This is a genomic window from Pseudomonas sp. LFS044, assembly GCF_047978245.1.
Classification (GTDB): Bacteria; Pseudomonadota; Gammaproteobacteria; order Pseudomonadales; family Pseudomonadaceae; genus Aquipseudomonas.
Genome location: NZ_JBFPFX010000002.1, coordinates 119,114 through 134,863, shown reverse-complemented (window position 1 = coordinate 134,863; position 15,750 = coordinate 119,114). Strand labels below are relative to the sequence as shown.

Annotated in this window: 14 protein-coding genes and 4 tRNA genes; 11 read left to right on the top strand and 7 right to left on the bottom strand. The window is 63.6% G+C overall.

The window, feature by feature from the left end; translation table 11 throughout:
* Positions 1 to 71 precede the first annotated feature (71 nt).
* The 6 genes from ACNQPL_RS02170 to ACNQPL_RS02145 form a co-directional block, all read right to left on the bottom strand.
* On the bottom strand, positions 72 to 755 hold the full coding sequence (locus ACNQPL_RS02170) for a GntR family transcriptional regulator (RefSeq protein WP_346615793.1): 684 nt from the start codon (positions 753 to 755) through the stop codon (positions 72 to 74).
* 16 nt (positions 756 to 771) lie between these two features.
* Entirely contained in the window at positions 772 to 1,476 is a 705-nt protein-coding gene (locus ACNQPL_RS02165; RefSeq protein WP_346615792.1) for a FadR/GntR family transcriptional regulator, read from the bottom strand.
* A gap of 45 nt (positions 1,477 to 1,521) precedes the next feature.
* Positions 1,522 to 2,832 carry a C4-dicarboxylate transporter DctA gene (locus ACNQPL_RS02160; protein ID WP_416465626.1) on the bottom strand — a complete coding sequence of 437 codons (1,311 nt, stop codon included), beginning with the start codon at positions 2,830 to 2,832 and terminating at the stop codon, positions 1,522 to 1,524.
* Between the two features lie 286 nt (positions 2,833 to 3,118).
* Entirely contained in the window at positions 3,119 to 3,604 is a 486-nt protein-coding gene (locus tag ACNQPL_RS02155; protein WP_416465624.1) for an Lrp/AsnC family transcriptional regulator, read from the bottom strand.
* 213 nt (positions 3,605 to 3,817) lie between these two features.
* Complete coding sequence (locus tag ACNQPL_RS02150; RefSeq protein WP_416465622.1) at positions 3,818 to 4,882, bottom strand: ornithine cyclodeaminase; 1,065 nt, start codon at positions 4,880 to 4,882, stop codon at positions 3,818 to 3,820.
* Positions 4,883 to 5,045: 163 nt separating this feature from the next.
* Complete coding sequence (locus tag ACNQPL_RS02145; RefSeq protein WP_346615788.1) at positions 5,046 to 6,833, bottom strand: sigma-54-dependent Fis family transcriptional regulator; 1,788 nt, start codon at positions 6,831 to 6,833, stop codon at positions 5,046 to 5,048.
* A 223-nt stretch (positions 6,834 to 7,056) separates the two neighbouring features.
* On the opposite strand from ACNQPL_RS02145, the gene ACNQPL_RS02140 reads away from it, so the two are divergent.
* Genes ACNQPL_RS02140 through ACNQPL_RS02115 form a run of 6 tightly spaced genes read left to right on the top strand, consistent with a single transcriptional unit; the run spans position 7,057 to position 12,974 of the window.
* On the top strand, positions 7,057 to 8,151 hold the full coding sequence (locus tag ACNQPL_RS02140; RefSeq protein ID WP_346615787.1) for an ABC transporter ATP-binding protein: 1,095 nt from the start codon (positions 7,057 to 7,059) through the stop codon (positions 8,149 to 8,151).
* A complete protein-coding gene (locus tag ACNQPL_RS02135) occupies positions 8,151 to 9,248 on the top strand; it encodes an ABC transporter ATP-binding protein (RefSeq protein ID WP_346615786.1) in 1,098 nt (365 codons plus the stop codon). The genes ACNQPL_RS02140 and ACNQPL_RS02135 overlap by 1 nt, the downstream gene beginning before the upstream one ends.
* Positions 9,245 to 10,108 carry a carbohydrate ABC transporter permease gene (locus ACNQPL_RS02130; protein ID WP_346615785.1) on the top strand — a complete coding sequence of 288 codons (864 nt, stop codon included), beginning with the start codon at positions 9,245 to 9,247 and terminating at the stop codon, positions 10,106 to 10,108. Before ACNQPL_RS02135 ends, ACNQPL_RS02130 begins: the two co-directional genes overlap by 4 nt.
* Before the next feature lie 3 nt (positions 10,109 to 10,111).
* A complete protein-coding gene (locus tag ACNQPL_RS02125) occupies positions 10,112 to 10,912 on the top strand; it encodes a carbohydrate ABC transporter permease (RefSeq protein ID WP_346615784.1) in 801 nt (266 codons plus the stop codon).
* 12 nt (positions 10,913 to 10,924) lie between these two features.
* Positions 10,925 to 11,197: a DUF2160 domain-containing protein gene (locus tag ACNQPL_RS02120; RefSeq protein WP_346615783.1), complete on the top strand. Its 273-nt coding sequence runs from the start codon at positions 10,925 to 10,927 to the stop codon at positions 11,195 to 11,197.
* A 37-nt stretch (positions 11,198 to 11,234) separates the two neighbouring features.
* Positions 11,235 to 12,974, top strand: coding sequence for an ABC transporter substrate-binding protein (locus ACNQPL_RS02115; protein ID WP_346615782.1), 1,740 nt, complete (start codon positions 11,235 to 11,237; stop codon positions 12,972 to 12,974).
* 174 nt (positions 12,975 to 13,148) lie between these two features.
* Here ACNQPL_RS02115 and folD read toward each other — a convergent pair whose 3' ends face one another.
* Positions 13,149 to 14,003, bottom strand: coding sequence for a bifunctional methylenetetrahydrofolate dehydrogenase/methenyltetrahydrofolate cyclohydrolase FolD (gene folD / locus ACNQPL_RS02110; RefSeq protein ID WP_346615781.1), 855 nt, complete (start codon positions 14,001 to 14,003; stop codon positions 13,149 to 13,151).
* 259 nt (positions 14,004 to 14,262) lie between these two features.
* Here folD and ACNQPL_RS02105 point away from each other — a divergent pair.
* The 5 genes from ACNQPL_RS02105 to ACNQPL_RS02085 all read left to right on the top strand — a co-directional run bounded on the left by ACNQPL_RS02105 (position 14,263) and on the right by ACNQPL_RS02085 (position 15,623).
* Positions 14,263 to 14,339, top strand: a tRNA-Arg gene (locus tag ACNQPL_RS02105).
* 42 nt (positions 14,340 to 14,381) lie between these two features.
* Positions 14,382 to 14,457 (top strand) — tRNA-His (locus tag ACNQPL_RS02100).
* A 53-nt stretch (positions 14,458 to 14,510) separates the two neighbouring features.
* Positions 14,511 to 14,595, top strand: a tRNA-Leu gene (locus ACNQPL_RS02095).
* A gap of 35 nt (positions 14,596 to 14,630) precedes the next feature.
* Positions 14,631 to 14,706: transfer RNA gene (locus tag ACNQPL_RS02090), tRNA-His, on the top strand.
* A 617-nt stretch (positions 14,707 to 15,323) separates the two neighbouring features.
* A complete protein-coding gene (locus ACNQPL_RS02085) occupies positions 15,324 to 15,623 on the top strand; it encodes a DUF6388 family protein (protein WP_346615426.1) in 300 nt (99 codons plus the stop codon).
* Positions 15,624 to 15,750 lie beyond the last annotated feature (127 nt).

Below are 15,750 nucleotides of genomic sequence, written 5' to 3'. Positions count from 1 at the left end.
CTGGGTAAGAGGCTTGGGGGGTTACCCGAGTATAAGAGGGGCTCGGGCGGGCTGCTGTGCAGCCCATCGCGTCACTGCTCCAGGTCGAGTTTTTCTTCCAGGCGGTTCAGGTGCTCGTGCATCAGCGCCAGTGCTGCGGTGCTGTCACCGGCCTCGACGGCATCGATGATCGCTGTGTGTTCTTCCCAGGCGCAATGGTCGCAACAAGGCGATTCATAGCGGGCAATGATCAGCGAGGTCATCGGCACCAGGCCATTGAGAAACCGCGCCAGCGGCGCGTTGGCCGCCACCTGGGCGAGCTTGAGGTGAAACTCGCCACCCAGGCGGATCGCCGCGCAGCGTTCGCCCCGTTCGTGATGGTGGCGTTCCCGTTCGACCAGTGCGCGCAATTGGCGGATGTGCGCCGGCCGTGCGCGTTGCGCGGCCAGGCTGATCAGGGTGGTTTCGGCCAACCGCCGGGCGCTGAGCACCTGGCGCGCCTGTTGGGGGTCGGGGGCGGCCAGGTGTGCGGTGTGGCTGGGGCGCTGCACCACCACTTGCTGGTCCGACAGGCGCCCGAGCACCCGGCGGATCACCGTGCGGCTGACGCCAAAGGCGTTGCCCAGTGCCTGTTCGGGCAGCAGGCTGCCGGGGGGCAGGCGCTGCTCGAGGATGGCGTCGAACAGGCGCGGGTAGATCTGCTCGGCCGACAGGCGGGTTTCGCCGACGGCGAGCAGGGCAGGCAGGTGGGGGGCGGCGTGGGCGCAGGCGGTCATGGTCGCTCTCCTGGGGTCATGGACGCGGATGGTCATCCGGGATGTTCAGTTCGATGCCCATGCGCAGGCCTTCGGCGAGGATGTGCTGGCGCATCTGGGCGCTGGCCTGGGCACTGTTGCGGTCGCGGATGGCGCGAACCACTGCTTCGTTTTCCTTGAGCCGTGCGGCCAGGTGCTCGGGGGAGTTGCGCAGCATGCTGGCGCTTTGCTTGAGGGCGTTGCCCGTCTGCTGCACGACGCTCTGGAAGATCGGGTTGGTGGTCAGGGCGAACAGCGCCTCATGGAAGGCAATGTACGCCTTGGCCCCGGCCTCGCTGTCGTCGGCATCCAGGGCTTCGCGCATGTCCATCAGGGTCAGGCGCAGCTGGCCGATGTCCTGGCTGTTGGCCGATTGCGCCACCAGGCCGACGATGAAGGGTTCGAGGGTGTAGCGCAGCTCCAGCACATCGGCCAGGCTGGCCGCAGCGGTGGTGTCGACGCCGGGTTCCAGCTGCGCGGCTTCGGCCTCCAGCACCAGCACCCCTTTGCCCGGCAGCGAACGCACCAGGCCCAGGGTTTCCAGCACGGTCACCGCCTCGCGCAGGCTCGGCCGGCTGATACCCAGCTGCTCGGCCAGTTCGCGCTGGCCGGGCAGCATGTCGCCGGAGCGCCATTGCCCGCGGGCCAAGGCCTGGCGCAGTTTTTCCACCACTGAAGTGACAACGGTTGATGAGCTGATCACGGTTCGCTCCTGGAAAGGGCCGGCGCCAGCGCCGGCCTCGTGGGCTCAGAATTCCTGTTGCTGGGCGGTGGCTGGCTTGCGCGGTGCGTGGGCGAAGCCGGGTTTGCCGTCGAGCACGTTCTGCGCACGTTCCAGGTCGATGTCTTTTTCCCAGCGGGCAATGGCCACGGTCGCCACGCAGTTGCCGATGAGGTTGGTCAATGCGCGGCCAATGCCCATGAACCAGTCCACCGCCAGCACCAGCACCAGGCCCACCACCGGGATCGCCGGGACGGCGGTGAGGGTGGCGGCAAGGATCACCAGCGCCGAACCCGGGATGCCGTGCGCGCCCTTGGACGTCACCAGCGACACCAGCAGGATGGTCAGCAGGTCGGTCATTTCCAAGGGGGTGCCGGTGGCGTTGGCGATGAACACGATGGCCAGGGTCAGGTAGATGGAGAAGCCATCGAGGTTGAACGAGTAGCCGGTCGGGATCACCAGGCCCACGGTGGAACTGCCGATGCCCAGGTGCTCGAGCTTGCGCATGATCTGCGGCAGCACGGCGTCGGAGGAGGCGGTGCCGAGCACGATGGTCAGCTCTTCACGCAGGTACTTGATGAACGGCAGCAATTTGAGGCCCGACACCCGCATCACGGTGCCCAGGACGATCAGCACGAAGCCGGCGCAGGTCAGGTAGAACAGGGCCACCAGGCCACCCAGGTGCTGCAGCGACTCCAGGCCATATTTGCTGGTGGTGAAGGCAATGGCGCCGAACACGCCGATCGGCGCCAGGCGCACGATCATGCCCATGATGCGGAAAATCACATGGCTGAGCTCGTTGATCAGCCGCGAAATGCCGGCGGCCGAGTCGCCCACCAGGTTCAGCGCGCTGCCGAACAGCACCGAGAACAGCAGCACCTGCAGGATGTTGTTGTCAGCGAAGGCGCCGACCACCGAGGTCGGGATCAAGTCCATGAAGAACGCGGTAGCGCCATGGATATGCTGGCCGCGCTCGGCCAGGCCGTTGGCGTCGGCGCTGGACAGCTGGTCCAGGTGAATGTTGGCGCCACTGCCGATACCGCTGCTGAAGGCGAATATCAGGCCGATCACCAGGGCGATGGTGGTCAGCACTTCAAAGTAGATCACCGATTTGAGGCCGATGCGGCCGACTTTCTTGAGGTCGCCGGCACCGGAAATGCCGCTGACCACCACGCAGAAGACAATCAGGCCAATCAGCATCTTGATCAGCTTGATGAAGCCATCACCGAGGGGTTTGAGTTGCAGGGAAAGGTCGGGGAAGCTGAGGCCGCAGGCGATGCCGAGGGCAAGGCCGAGCACGACTTGCAGGAAGATCGAACGCGAGCACCATTTGAGCATGGGAGTGATCTCTGATCGGTGTCCTTGCTTCGGTGCCGCACGGGGCGAAAGAGCGCAGGACTTAATTATTTTTGTGGTCTTACCGGTTTGTTCAGCGCGGGACCATAAAAGCGCGAAAAATCCTCCTTTGCAAGGGTTTTTGGCCTTACCGGTCTGACCAGTTGTGGGGCAATTTGGCTTGGCGGGCTCTAATTCGGTGCGTACTGTGGATTATGAATTCGCGCAACCAGGCGCCTTTTGCCGATGCCTGGGTAGCCTGAGCAAGCAGCCTGCCAAGTGCCGCAGCTCAGGGCTGCGGCGCCATGCTTTTGACCGAGGCCAGCTCGGGGTGGGCGACCAGTTTGTCGATGTGCAGCGCGTCGTCGTTCATCCAGGTTTCGCTCAGCACCCGGTAATGCTCCATGTCACGGCAGCGCATGCGCAGGCTGTAATCGAAGTGGCCGCTGATCAGCTGGCACTCATAGACTTGCGGGCACTGCTGCATGGTCGCTTCGAAGGCTTTTTGCGCAGCCCGCCCGCTCTGGTTGGACAAGGCCACGAGCACCAGCAGGGACAGCCCCGGGGCGATCTTCTGCAGGTCGAGGATGGCGCCATAACCGCGGATCACCCCGCGCCGCTCCAGCTTGCGCACACGCTCAAGGCACGGGCGCGGCGTGAGGTGGACCAGGCTCGAGAGTTTTTCGAAGGTGATGCGACCGTCGACGCGCAGCACGTCGATGATGGCGTGGTCGATGCGGTCCAGCGGGGGCTGGGTGGCGTCCTTGGTGTCCATGCGCGCGGCTTCTTTGCAAAAAGGGGCAAGGACAGGGTAGGCGCTTATCGGGTGAGCTTCCTCAATTACGAGGTGGCCCAATCGCCGGCTTGCCGGCTCCCACAGGGCTGGGCTGCCTCCCAAGGGTTGGATTGGTGTCCAACTTCTTGGGGGCAGTCCACATTGTGGGAGCCGGCTTGCCGGCGATTGGGCTGCGAGGCAGCCCCGGTCTATTCAAGCGCAGGCGCTGTCGGCCTGCTGCGCTGGGCGCATTTCTACCACCCGTGGTTGCAGCAGCGCATACAAGTCTTTCGGGTTCTCCAGCGTCGGCACCAGCTCGATCTCCCGGCCGATACCCAGAGCCCGCGCTGTATCCAGCACATAGCGCAGCGCTGAGTAGTCCTCCAGGGCAAAGCCTACCGAATCGAACAGGGTGACCTGTTCAACGCTTTCACGGCCCTTGGCAACGCCCGCCACCACCTGCCAGAACTCGGTGACAGGCGAGTCGCCAGGCATCTGCTGGATCTCGCCTTCAATGCGGCTTTGCGGTTCGTACTCGACGATCACCCGGGCCCGCTCGACGATGTCGCGGTGCAGCTCGGTCTTGCCGGGGCAGTCGCCGCCGACCGCGTTCAGGTGCATGCCCGGCTCGATCATGTCTGGGGTAAGGATGGTCGCGTAGGCCTTGTCCGCCGTCACCGTGGTGACGATGTCGGCACCCCGCACCGCGTCGGCGACCGAGTGGGCGACGATCAGCTTGAGCCCAGGCCGGCCCGACAGGTTGGCCACCAGTTTTGCCGTGGCCGCGGGGTCGATGTCGTACAGGCGGATTTCATCGATGCCCAGCAGCATCTTGAAGGCGATGGCCTGGAACTCGCTTTGCGAGCCATTGCCGATCAGCGCCATGCTGCGGCTGTCGTCGCGCGCCAGGTAGCGGGCGGCCAAGGCCGAGGTGGCGGCGGTGCGGATTGCGGTGGCCAGGGTCATTTCGCTGAGCAGCAGCGGCAGGCCGGAATCGACGTCGCTCAACGCGCCGAAGGCCATGACCGTGGGCAGGCCATGGCGGGTGTTCTTCGGGTGGCCGTTGACGTATTTGAAGGCGTACAGGCTGGCGTCGGACACCGGCATCAGTTCTATCACGCCGTCTTTTGAGTGGTTGGCCATGCGCGGGCATTTTTCGAAGGCGTGCCAGCGCAGGTAGTCCTGGCGAATGTACTCGGCCATCTCCACCATGCAGGTGGCCAGGCCCTTGCGATTGGCCAGGCGGGCGAGGTCTTGCACATCGATGAAGCGGGTCATCACATTCTCCCTGCAGCGACGCACCGGAATGTCGGGCAGGCATTCAGGGTGGGCTGTAGGTATATTTTCTGACAGATGCAGCACGAGCATGGGTGTTGGAGGGGGCTGAATACAGCGGTTGCAGCTGAATTGGAGTGCCTCACAGCCGAATCGGCTGTGAGCATCAGGGGGCAGCGTTGAGCGTGCCCTGTTCGCGCAGGCGCTTGTACAGGGTGGTGCGGCTGATGCCCAGCAGGCGTGCCAGCGAAGACAGGTTGCCGCCGCAGCGCTGCAGCAGGTCGGCCAGGTCGCCCGACGCTGCGTCGTGTGCGGATACGGTCGCACATGCGGGCAGTTCGCTGGCCTGGGCGAGGAAGCTGTCGGGAAGGTGCTCGGCGCCGATCGGCTGCACCCCGGCCAAGGCCAGCGCTACCTGCAGCACACTGTGCAATTGCCGCAGGTTGCCGGGCCATGGGTGGCGCAGCAGCAGGGCGAGTGTGGCCGCAGGCAATTGGCGTGGCTGGCCTGGCTCCAGGTACCGGGCGTGAACCTGCTCGATCAGCTCGCGCCGGTCGCTGCGCTCGCGCAAAGCCGGCAGGGTCAGGGTCAGCCCGGCCACGCGGTAGTAGAGGTCCTGGCGGAAGCGCCCGGCGCGCACTTCTTCGGCCAGGTCCCGGTTGCTTGCCGAGACCACGCGGATGTCCACCGTCACCGGTTCGCCGCTGCCCAGTGGCTGGATGCTGCGCGACTGCAGTACACGCAGCAGCCTGGCCTGGGTCGGTAGCGGCATATCGCCGATTTCGTCGAGGAACAGAATGCCGTGGTCGGCCTTGCGAATCAGCCCGGGGTTGCCCTTGTGGTGGGCGCCGGTGAAGGCCCCCTTGTCGTAGCCGAACAGTTCCGATTCGACCAGCTCCGCCGGGATGGCCGCGCAGTTGACCGCGATCAGCGGCTGGTGGCCACGGCTGCTGGCGCGGTGCAGAGTGTCGACGAAGACTTCCTTGCCGGCGCCGGTTTCACCCTGGACCAGGACCGGGATGTCCTTTTCCAGCAGCAGGCTGGCCTGGGTCAGGGCTTTGTCCAGGCGCGGGTCGCCCGCACGAGGGGCAGGACGCGTGGGGCGTTGCCGGGGCGCCTGCCATTGGCAGTGGAAACGGTTGCGCCCGGCGGCCTGCAGGGCGAATGGCTGTTGCTGGGCATGGGCGAGCAATTGGCGCATGGGCATCTGGAACAGCTGCTCCAGGTTCTGGCGCAGCGGGTTGCCGCCGAGCAGGCTGTCGGCGCGGTGATTGGCGGCGAGCACCTGGCCGCGCTCATCGAAGATCAGCAGCCCGGCCCAGGGGCTGTCGAGGTTGTCCGAGGCGCTGTTGAACAGCAGTTGCGCGTGCTGGTCACCGTGCTGCGCAAGGATCAGCCGGTTCTCCAGGCTCTGGCTCATCATGCGCACCAGGCCGAGGGTCTGGCTGGCCGGCAGGTAGCCGTCGCTGGCCACGTCGAGCACGCCGACACGTTGGCGCTGGGCGTCGAACAGCGGCGCTGCGGCGCTGGCCATGTAGCGGTTTTGGCGCAGGAAGTGTTCATCCTGGCCTACATGAATGGGCTGCGCGCAGACCAGCGCGGTGCCCAGCGCGTTGGTGCCCACGCCCCGTTCGTGCCAGTGGGCGCCAGCACTGAAGCCATGCTGATGGTGTGGGTCGATGAAGCGTCGCGAACCCCAGGTGTCGAGCAGGCAGCCGCTGGCGTCGGCGAGCATCACCAGGTAGCTGGCATTGCCCAGCAGGTGCGCATACTGCGGCAGCACGGTATCGCGGGTCAGTTGCAGCAGTGCCTGGCGCCGTTCCAGCAGGGCGCTGAGTTCGCCGTGGGTCAGGCAATCGAAGTCTGGCGCGCTCTGCGGCTGCAGGCCGAGATCGCGGCAGCGGGCCCAGGAAGCCTGGATCAGTTGGGCATGGGTCGAAGCGGATGTGGCCATGGGCCTGTCCTGTGTGATTGTTGTTTTCAGCCGACCGCTGTTCAGTGTCGTTCAGGGTTGTTCAATGTCAAACCCGCCGTTGTTCAGGTGTTCAGCGAAACTGTTCAGTTGTGAACGGCAACTGGTCGGCTTGCGCAGGGGAAGCCGCGCGCCAGAGCCTTGTGGCGCAACTGGCACGGAACTGGCTGTGCCTGGCAGACAATAATCACAAGAAGGCCACGCCATGTCCCTGGTGTTGGAGCAGGTCAGCCGCAGCGTCGACGGGCAACCGTGGATCATCGACGCGTCCCTGCGCTTCGAGCCCGGTTCGTTCAACGTGCTGTTGGGCCGGACCCTGGCCGGCAAGACCAGCCTGATGCGCCTGATGGCCGGGCTCGACCGACCCGAGCATGGCCGGGTGTTGATGGCGGGCGAGGACGTCACCGGTGTGCCGGTGCGTCGGCGCAACGTGTCGATGGTCTATCAGCAGTTCATCAACTACCCGAACCTGAGCGTCTACGAGAACATCGCCTCACCCTTGCGCCAGGCGCGCCTGGCCGAGCCCGAGATCCGCCGGCGGGTGCAGGAAACCGCCGAAATGCTGCGCATTGCCCCCTACCTGCAGCGTTTGCCGCTGGAGCTGTCCGGTGGCCAGCAGCAGCGCACGGCAATGGCCCGGGCGTTGGTCAAGGACGCCGGGCTGATCCTGTTCGACGAACCGCTGGTCAACCTCGACTACAAGCTGCGCGAGGGGCTGCGCCAGGAGCTGCGCGAGCTGTTCGCTGCGCGCAACTGCATTGCCGTGTATGCCACCACTGAGCCCAACGAAGCGCTGGCGTTGGGCGGCACCACCACCCTTTTGCACGAGGGCCGCATCGTCCAGAGCGGCCCTACCTCCGCGGTTTACCAGCGGCCCTGCAGCGTGCTGGCCGCCGAACTGTTTTCTGAGCCGCCGATCAATCTGGTGCCCGGGCGCGTCAGTGGCAACGAGGTGAGCCTGGCCCTGGCGGTGCACTTTGCCCGCAGCGCCGACCTGAAGGGCCTGGTGGATGGCGATTATCAATTTGGTGTACGCCCCAGTCACATCAGCCTGGTGCCGGCCCACGACGATGACCTGGAGCTGGCGGTGCTGGTTGAGCTGGCCGAGATCAGTGGTTCCGAGACCTTCCTGCACGTGCGTAACGAGCACTGGCGGATGGTCCTGCACCTGCCTGGCGTACACGAGTATCAGGTGGATACGCCGATCCGTGTGTTCATCCCCACCCACAAGCTGTTCGTCTTCGACAGTACCGGGGCACTGGTGCAGGCGCCGGGCCTGCGCCAGGCGAGGAGTGCCTGATGGCCGAAATCCGTTTGCACCAGTTGGCGCACAGCTACAGCCGCCAGCCCGTCGACGCGAATGACTATGCCCTGCATGAGTTGGAACACGTGTGGGAGCAGGGCGGCGCCTATGCTTTGCTCGGGCCGTCGGGGTGCGGCAAGTCAACGCTGCTGAACATCATCTCGGGCCTGCTGACACCGTCCCATGGCCAAGTGCTGTTCGACGGCAAGCCGGTCAACCACCTTTCACCGCAGCAGCGCAACATCGCCCAGGTGTTCCAGTTCCCGGTGGTGTACGACACCATGACGGTGTTCGACAACCTGGCGTTCCCCTTGCGCAACCAGGGCCTGGACGAGGGCCGAGTGCGCAGCCGGGTCGAGGAGATCGCCGAGGTGCTCGACCTGGCTGCGGTGCTGAAGAAAAAGGCCCGCAACCTCAGTGCCGACGAAAAACAGAAAGTCTCGATGGGCCGCGGCCTGGTGCGTGACGACGTCTCGGCGATCCTCTTCGACGAGCCCCTCACGGTGATCGACCCGCACCTGAAATGGAAGCTGCGGCGCAAGCTCAAGCAGATCCATGAGCAGTTCAACATCACCATGATCTACGTCACCCACGATCAGCTGGAAGCCTCGACCTTCGCCGACAAGATCGCAGTGATGCACGGCGGGCGCATCGTCCAGTTCGGCACGCCACGGGAGCTGTTCGAACGGCCGCGGCACACCTTCGTCGGCTACTTCATCGGCAGCCCCGGGATGAACCTGATCGATGTGCAGGCCGAAACGCAAGGGGTGGTGTTCGGGGGCGTCCACCTGCCGTTGCCCGATGGCCTGCGTGAACGCTTGGCAGCGGCGCCGGGCGGGCGCCTGCAAGTGGGCATTCGCCCGGAGTTCGTGCAGCTGTGGGACAGCCCATTCGATGCCGCGTACCCGGCCCAGGTGCTGGACGTCGAAGACCTGGGCACCTACCGCATCGTCACGCTGGTGCTGGGCGGCGTGTCGCTCAAGGCGCGCCTGGCCGAGGATCGGCCGTTGCCGGTAGGCCAGGCCTGGGTCAGCCTGCCGACGCAGTGGCTGATGCTGTATGTGGACGATGTGCTGCTGGAGGCCGGGCCATGAACAAGGTGCCCAACAACAAGGCCTGGTGGCTGGTGCTGCCGGTGTTCCTGCTGGTGGCTTTCAGCGCCGTGATGCCGATGATGACGGTGGTCAACTATTCGGTGCAGGACATTTTCGACCAGTCCAGCCGCTACTTCGTCGGCGCCGACTGGTACCGCCAGGTGCTGCGCGACCCGGCATTGCACGACGCCTTGCTGCGCCAGTTCATCTATTCCGCGTGCGTGCTGCTGATCGAGATCCCGCTGGGCATCGGCATTGCCCTGACCATGCCGACCAAGGGGCGCATGGCCTCGGTGTGCCTGATCGTCATGGCCATCCCGCTGCTGATCCCGTGGAACGTGGTCGGCACCATCTGGCAGATCTTCGGCCGCGCCGACATCGGCCTGCTGGGCGCAACGCTGGCCAAGCTTGGGGTCAACTACAACTATGCCGGCGACCCGTTCGATGCCTGGCTCACGGTACTGGTGATGGACGTCTGGCACTGGACGTCGCTGGTGGCGCTGCTGTGCTATTCGGGCCTGCGCGCCATCCCCGACGTGTATTACCAGGCCGCGCGTATCGACCGTGCATCGGCCTGGGCGGTGTTCCGCCACATCCAGTTGCCCAAGCTCAAGAACGTGCTGCTGATCGCGGTGATGCTGCGCTTCATGGACAGCTTCATGATCTACACCGAGCCGTTCGTGCTCACCGGCGGCGGGCCGGGCAACGCCACTACGTTCCTCAGCCAGACCCTCACGCGCATGGCCGTAGGGCAATTCGACCTGGGCCCGGCGGCGGCGTTTTCGCTGGTGTACTTCCTGATCATCCTGCTGGTGTCGTGGCTGTTCTACACAGCCATGACCCACGCCGACAAGGACTAGGCCATGAGCACGCGCAAGACGCTGGCCCTGCTGCTGTACTTCTTCTTTTTGCTGGTGCCGATCTACTGGCTGCTGAACATGTCGTTCAAGAGCAACAGTGAAATCCTCGGCGGCCTGACCCTGTGGCCACAGGGGTTCACGCTGGACAACTACCGGGTGATATTCACCGATGCCAGCTGGTACAGCGGCTACATCAATTCGCTGTACTACGTCTGTTTGAACACGGTCATTTCACTGCTGGTGGCACTGCCGGCGGCGTATGCCTTTTCGCGCTATCGCTTCCTGGGCGACCGTCACCTGTTCTTCTGGCTGCTGACCAATCGCATGGCGCCACCGGCGGTATTTCTGCTGCCGTTCTTTCAGCTGTACTCGTCCATCGGCCTGTTCGACACCCACATCGCCGTTGCCCTGGCCCATTGCCTGTTCAACGTGCCACTTGCGGTGTGGATTCTCGAGGGGTTCATGTCGGGGGTGCCGAAAGAGATCGACGAGACCGCGTACATCGATGGTTACAGCTTCCCGCGGTTCTTCGTGAAGATCTTCATCCCGCTGATTGGCTCAGGCATCGGTGTCACGGCGTTTTTCTGCTTCATGTTTTCCTGGGTCGAACTGCTGCTGGCACGCACCCTGACGTCGGTGAACGCCAAACCTATTGCGGCGGTGATGACCCGCACCGTGTCCGCTTCGGGCATTGACTGGGGCGTGCTGGCAGCGGCCGGGGTGCTGACCATCCTGCCCGGCATGCTGGTGATCTGGTTCGTCCGCAACCATGTGGCCAAGGGCTTTGCCCTGGGCCGGGTCTGAGGAGGGGGACGCATGGAATGGATGGCCTGGACCCTGCCCACGGCGCTGTTCTTCGCCGCCGTCGGTGTGCTGCTGTTGTGCATGACCCTGCTCGAACTGCGCCGCCCCTGCGTGGAGCGGCGCGGCTTTCTGCCGATCGTCACCAGCCGTGGCGACCGGTTGTTCATCGGCCTGCTGGTCAGCGCCTACCTGCACTTGCTGGTAGTCGGGGCCAGCGACTGGCCGTTGTGGGTGGCCTCGCTGCTGTCGCTGGGCTGGCTGGTGGTAGTGCTGCGCTGGGGCTGAGCGACGGCTCCGGGGAAAACTCAATCGGGAGATCACAATGTTCCATAACAAACACAATCGGCGACATTTGACCCTGGCCGCGTTGCTGGTGCTGGCCAGCGTGCAGGGTGCGGCGTGGGCCGACCAGTACGAAGACGCGGCGAAAAAGTGGATCGGCAGCGAGTTCAAGCCTTCCACCCTGACGCCCGAGCAGCAGCTGGCGGAGCTTAAGTGGTTCATCAAGGCCGCGGAGCCGTTCCGTGGCATGAAGATCAACGTGGTGTCGGAAACCATCACCACCCATGAGTACGAGTCCAAGGTGCTGGCCAAGGCGTTCAGCGAGATCACCGGCATCCAGCTGACCCATGACCTGCTCCAGGAGGGCGATGTGGTAGAAAAGCTGCAGACGCAGATGCAGTCGGACAAGAACATCTACGACGGCTGGGTAAATGATTCCGACCTGATCGGCACGCACTTTCGCTACGGCAAGGTGGAGTCGATCACCGACCTGATGGCCAATGAAGGCAAGGCCTACACCTCGCCGACACTGGACCTCAAGGACTTCATCGGTATTTCCTTCACCACCGCGCCGGATGGCAAGGTCTATCAATTGCCTGACCAGCAGTTCGCCAACCTGTACTGGTTCCGCGCCGACTGGTTCGACCGGCCCGAGCTCAAGGCCAAGTTCAAGGAGAAGTACGGCTATGAGTTGGGCGTGCCGGTGAACTGGTCGGCCTACGAGGACATCGCCAAGTTCTTTACCGAGGACGTGAAGGAAATCGACGGCAAGCGCGTGTATGGCCACATGGACTACGGCAAGAAGGACCCTTCGCTGGGCTGGCGCTTCACCGATGCCTGGTTCTCGATGGCCGGTGGCGGCGACAAAGGCCTGCCCAATGGGCTGCCGGTAGACGAATGGGGGATCCGCGTGGAGGACTGCCACCCGGTGGGCTCCAGCGTTACCCGTGGCGGCGACACCAACGGCCCGGCAGCGGTGTATGCCACGCAGAAATACGTTGACTGGATGCGCGCCTACGCACCGAAAGAAGCGCAGGGCATGACCTTCTCCGAGGCCGGCCCGGTACCGGCGCAAGGCAACATCGCCCAGCAGATCTTCTGGTACACCGCGTTCACCGCCGACATGACCAAGCCGGGGCTGCCGGTGGTCAACGCCGACGGTACGCCAAAATGGCGTATGGCACCGTCGCCCAAGGGGCCGTACTGGGAAGAGGGGATGAAGCTGGGCTATCAGGACACCGGGTCCTGGACCTTCTTCAAATCGACCCCCGAGAAGCAGCGCCTGGCCGCGTGGCTGTACGCGCAGTTCGTCACCTCCAAGACCGTGTCGTTGAAAAAGACCATCGTCGGCCTGACGCCGATTCGCGAGTCGGACATCAACTCCCAGGCCATGACTGACCTTGCGCCCAAGCTCGGCGGGCTGGTGGAGTTCTACCGCAGCCCGGCGCGCGTGCAATGGACCCCGACCGGCACCAACGTACCGGACTACCCACGCCTGGCGCAGTTGTGGTGGAGCCATATCGCCGAAGTGGCCAGTGGTGAGAAAACCCCGCAGGAGGCGCTGGATGGCCTGGCCCGCGACCAGGACAAGATGATGGAGCGGTTGCAGCGCTCCAACGCCCAGGCCACCTGTGCGCCGAAGATGAACCCGGAGAAAGATGCCCAGTACTGGTTCGACCAGCCGGGTGCGCCGAAGCCGAAGCTGGCCAACGAGAAGCCCAAGGGCGAGACGGTCAGCTACAGCGAACTGCTGAAGTCGTGGGAGGCGGCGCGCAAGTGACCGGCTAGAGACCGGGTGGGCGCCATCGCCGGCAAGCCGGCTCCCACGGGTTGAGCAAATCACCCGAACCTGTAGGCGCCGGCTTGCCGGCGATAGGGCCAGTACGGCCACCCGATAAGCTTCAGGCAAAAAAAACGGCACCTGCCAGAGGTGCCGTTTTCATGTCACTGCTACTTACTTATGCAGCTCTTCGGCCGCATACAGCGTGTTTTCCAGCAGGCACGCGCGGGTCATCGGGCCGACACCACCCGGTACCGGGGTGATCCAGCCGGCGCGGGGCAGGGCGGTCTCGTAGACCACATCGCCGACCAGCTTGCCGTCGTCCTGGCGGTTGATGCCGACGTCGATGACGATGGCGCCTTCCTTGACCCACTCACCCTTGACCAGGCCCGGCTTGCCGGCAGCCACCACCACCAGGTCGGCACGGCCGACGTGGCCAGCGAGGTCCTTGGTGAAGCGGTGGCAAACAGTCACGGTGCAGCCAGCCAGCAGCAGTTCCATGGCCATCGGGCGGCCAACGATGTTGGACGCGCCGACAATCACCGCGTCCATGCCATACAGGTCCTGGCCGGTGCTTTCCAGCAGGGCCATGATGCCTTTCGGGGTGCACGGGCGCAGCAGCGGGATGCGCTGGGCCAGGCGGCCGATGTTGTACGGGTGGAAGCCGTCGACGTCCTTGTCCGGGCGGATGCGCTCGAGCAGCAGCGATGCATCAAGATGCGCCGGCAGCGGCAGTTGCAGCAGGATGCCGTCCACGGCCGGGTCGTCGTTCAGGCGGTCGATCAGCTCGGTCAGAGCTTGCTGCGTGGTTTCGCTGGGCAGGTCGAACGCCTGCGAAATGAAGCCGACCTCTTCGCAGTCCTTGCGCTTGTGCGAGACATAGACTTGGGAGGCGGGGTCGGTGCCGACCAGGATCACTGCCAGGCCAGGCGTGCGCAGGCCTTGCTGGCGACGCTCCTCGACACGTTGAGCGATCTGCTTGCGCAGGTTGGCGGCGATCGCCTTGCCATCGATTAGGTGTGCAGTCATAGACGCGTGATTAACCATCGAGAAAGGAACAATAAAGAGGGCGCATTCTCGCACGACATGGCCCGAGGGCAAAGGCGGGTGGTCGGGCAAATCCTCTAACCCCTTAAATATTTTGAGTTTTTTAGAAAAAGGTGTTGACGGTTTTCTAGCTCGTCTATAAGATTCGCCGCACTTGTCGGGCACAGCCTAGCACTGGTTGGCGAGGTCGGGCAGAATGAGTGGTTTGTTTGCTGCTCGTTCGGTTAGGCTTCACGCTTAAGCGCCCGTAGCTCAGCTGGATAGAGCATCCGCCTTCTAAGCGGATGGTCGCAGGTTCGAGTCCTGCCGGGTGCGCCATTAGGCAGCTTGGGCAAGCAAGTAAGTCTGTAAAGCGATATGGTGGGCGTAGCTCAGTTGGTAGAGCGCCGGATTGTGATTCCGGTTGTCGTGGGTTCGATTCCCATCGTCCACCCCATATTCTGCGAAGGCGCCTCGATGTAGATCTGGCGCCTTTGTTTTAAGCGTTACGCGGACGTGGTGAAATTGGTAGACACACTGGATTTAGGTTCCAGCGGCGCAAGCTGTAAGAGTTCGAGTCTCTTCGTCCGCACCATGCTTCTGTAAGCTGTACCGCAACACTGCAATATGGTGGGCGTAGCTCAGTTGGTAGAGCGCCGGATTGTGATTCCGGTTGTCGTGGGTTCGATTCCCATCGTCCACCCCATATTTTTGAAGGCGCCTTGATTGTAAAATCGGGCGCCTTTGTTTTTTGCGTTGTGCTGACTGTTTGTTTTTTTAGCTTGTGAGAGAAAGCCGCTGATTGCGGCTTTTTTGGTTTTTGGTTTTTGGTTTTTGGTTTTTGGTTTTTGGTTTTTGGGCTTTTTGGGGGGCATGGCTTGGGTTGTGCGGTGGTGCGCAGATCGAGCGCCGCCCGCGCGGCGCATCGCGGGCAAGCCCGCTCCTACATTTGTTGCAACGTGCCATGGCCTGTGAGGCCATAGTTGTCAGCCTTGTTGGCATGGCGCGATGTTTCGGCTGGCGCTGCCGCCGCCTCACCTGTCTTAAGTCATGCGCCAAGGCGAACAAACATGGCCTGACTGGAACGGCGCGTTGCAACAAATGTAGGAGCGGGCTTGCCCGCGATGCGCCGCGCGGGCGGCGCTCGATCTCAAGGGCGCTGAAGATCCCAAGGCAAGCGCTTCGCGCCTCAAAACTCAAGGCATGCGCCCTCAAAAAAACATCGCGCAACCCCCTTGTAATCCTCTGGTGACACCCCAATAAAAGCTGATAGATTTCAGCCGGTTGAAACACCGACTGACAGGTCGGTAGAGGAATAGCCCGATGATTGCAAAAGAAGCCCGCCAGGCCCTGGCGCTGCAGCGCTTCGCCGAAGCCAATCCGCAACTGCTCGAAGAGATCAGTGAGCTGGATGCGCGCGAGCAGGCTCAGCAGATCCAGTGGGCGTTCGAGGATGCCGCCGACGAGCAGGGCCTGCAGCCTTGGGAGCTGGCGCTGCAACTGATCGCCGAAACCCCCGAGCAGCTGCAAGCCATGCGCCTGGAGACCCATCGCGAAGTGGCCGAGGCGTTGGGCATGGAGTGGGAAGAGTACTGCCAGTTCAACGAGATCGACCCGCAATAAGGGCGTTTTCACACGCTGCAGTTGTTTGACAAGGTATTTCGGTTGCGCGCCGCCGATGGCGTTGCGCAGCCTACTTATATAAAGAGGCCCGGCGGCAAGCCGTGCGGGCCTTGCAAGCTAATCGACC

Excerpts from the sequence above, each read along its gene's own strand:
- ACNQPL_RS02170 (WP_346615793.1), bottom strand. The coding sequence starts at position 755 with ATGACCGCCTGCGCCCACGCCGCCCCCCACCTGCCTGCCCTGCTCGCC.
- ACNQPL_RS02160 (WP_416465626.1), bottom strand. The coding sequence starts at position 2,832 with ATGCTCAAATGGTGCTCGCGTTCGATCTTCCTGCAAGTCGTGCTCGGC.
- ACNQPL_RS02155 (WP_416465624.1), bottom strand. The coding sequence starts at position 3,604 with ATGGACACCAAGGACGCCACCCAGCCCCCGCTGGACCGCATCGACCAC.
- ACNQPL_RS02150 (WP_416465622.1), bottom strand. The coding sequence starts at position 4,882 with ATGACCCGCTTCATCGATGTGCAAGACCTCGCCCGCCTGGCCAATCGC.
- ACNQPL_RS02145 (WP_346615788.1), bottom strand. The coding sequence starts at position 6,833 with ATGGCCACATCCGCTTCGACCCATGCCCAACTGATCCAGGCTTCCTGG.
- ACNQPL_RS02140 (WP_346615787.1), top strand. The coding sequence starts at position 7,057 with ATGTCCCTGGTGTTGGAGCAGGTCAGCCGCAGCGTCGACGGGCAACCG.
- ACNQPL_RS02135 (WP_346615786.1), top strand. The coding sequence starts at position 8,151 with ATGGCCGAAATCCGTTTGCACCAGTTGGCGCACAGCTACAGCCGCCAG.
- ACNQPL_RS02130 (WP_346615785.1), top strand. The coding sequence starts at position 9,245 with ATGAACAAGGTGCCCAACAACAAGGCCTGGTGGCTGGTGCTGCCGGTG.
- ACNQPL_RS02125 (WP_346615784.1), top strand. The coding sequence starts at position 10,112 with ATGAGCACGCGCAAGACGCTGGCCCTGCTGCTGTACTTCTTCTTTTTG.
- ACNQPL_RS02120 (WP_346615783.1), top strand. The coding sequence starts at position 10,925 with ATGGAATGGATGGCCTGGACCCTGCCCACGGCGCTGTTCTTCGCCGCC.
- ACNQPL_RS02115 (WP_346615782.1), top strand. The coding sequence starts at position 11,235 with ATGTTCCATAACAAACACAATCGGCGACATTTGACCCTGGCCGCGTTG.
- folD (WP_346615781.1), bottom strand. The coding sequence starts at position 14,003 with ATGACTGCACACCTAATCGATGGCAAGGCGATCGCCGCCAACCTGCGC.
- ACNQPL_RS02085 (WP_346615426.1), top strand. The coding sequence starts at position 15,324 with ATGATTGCAAAAGAAGCCCGCCAGGCCCTGGCGCTGCAGCGCTTCGCC.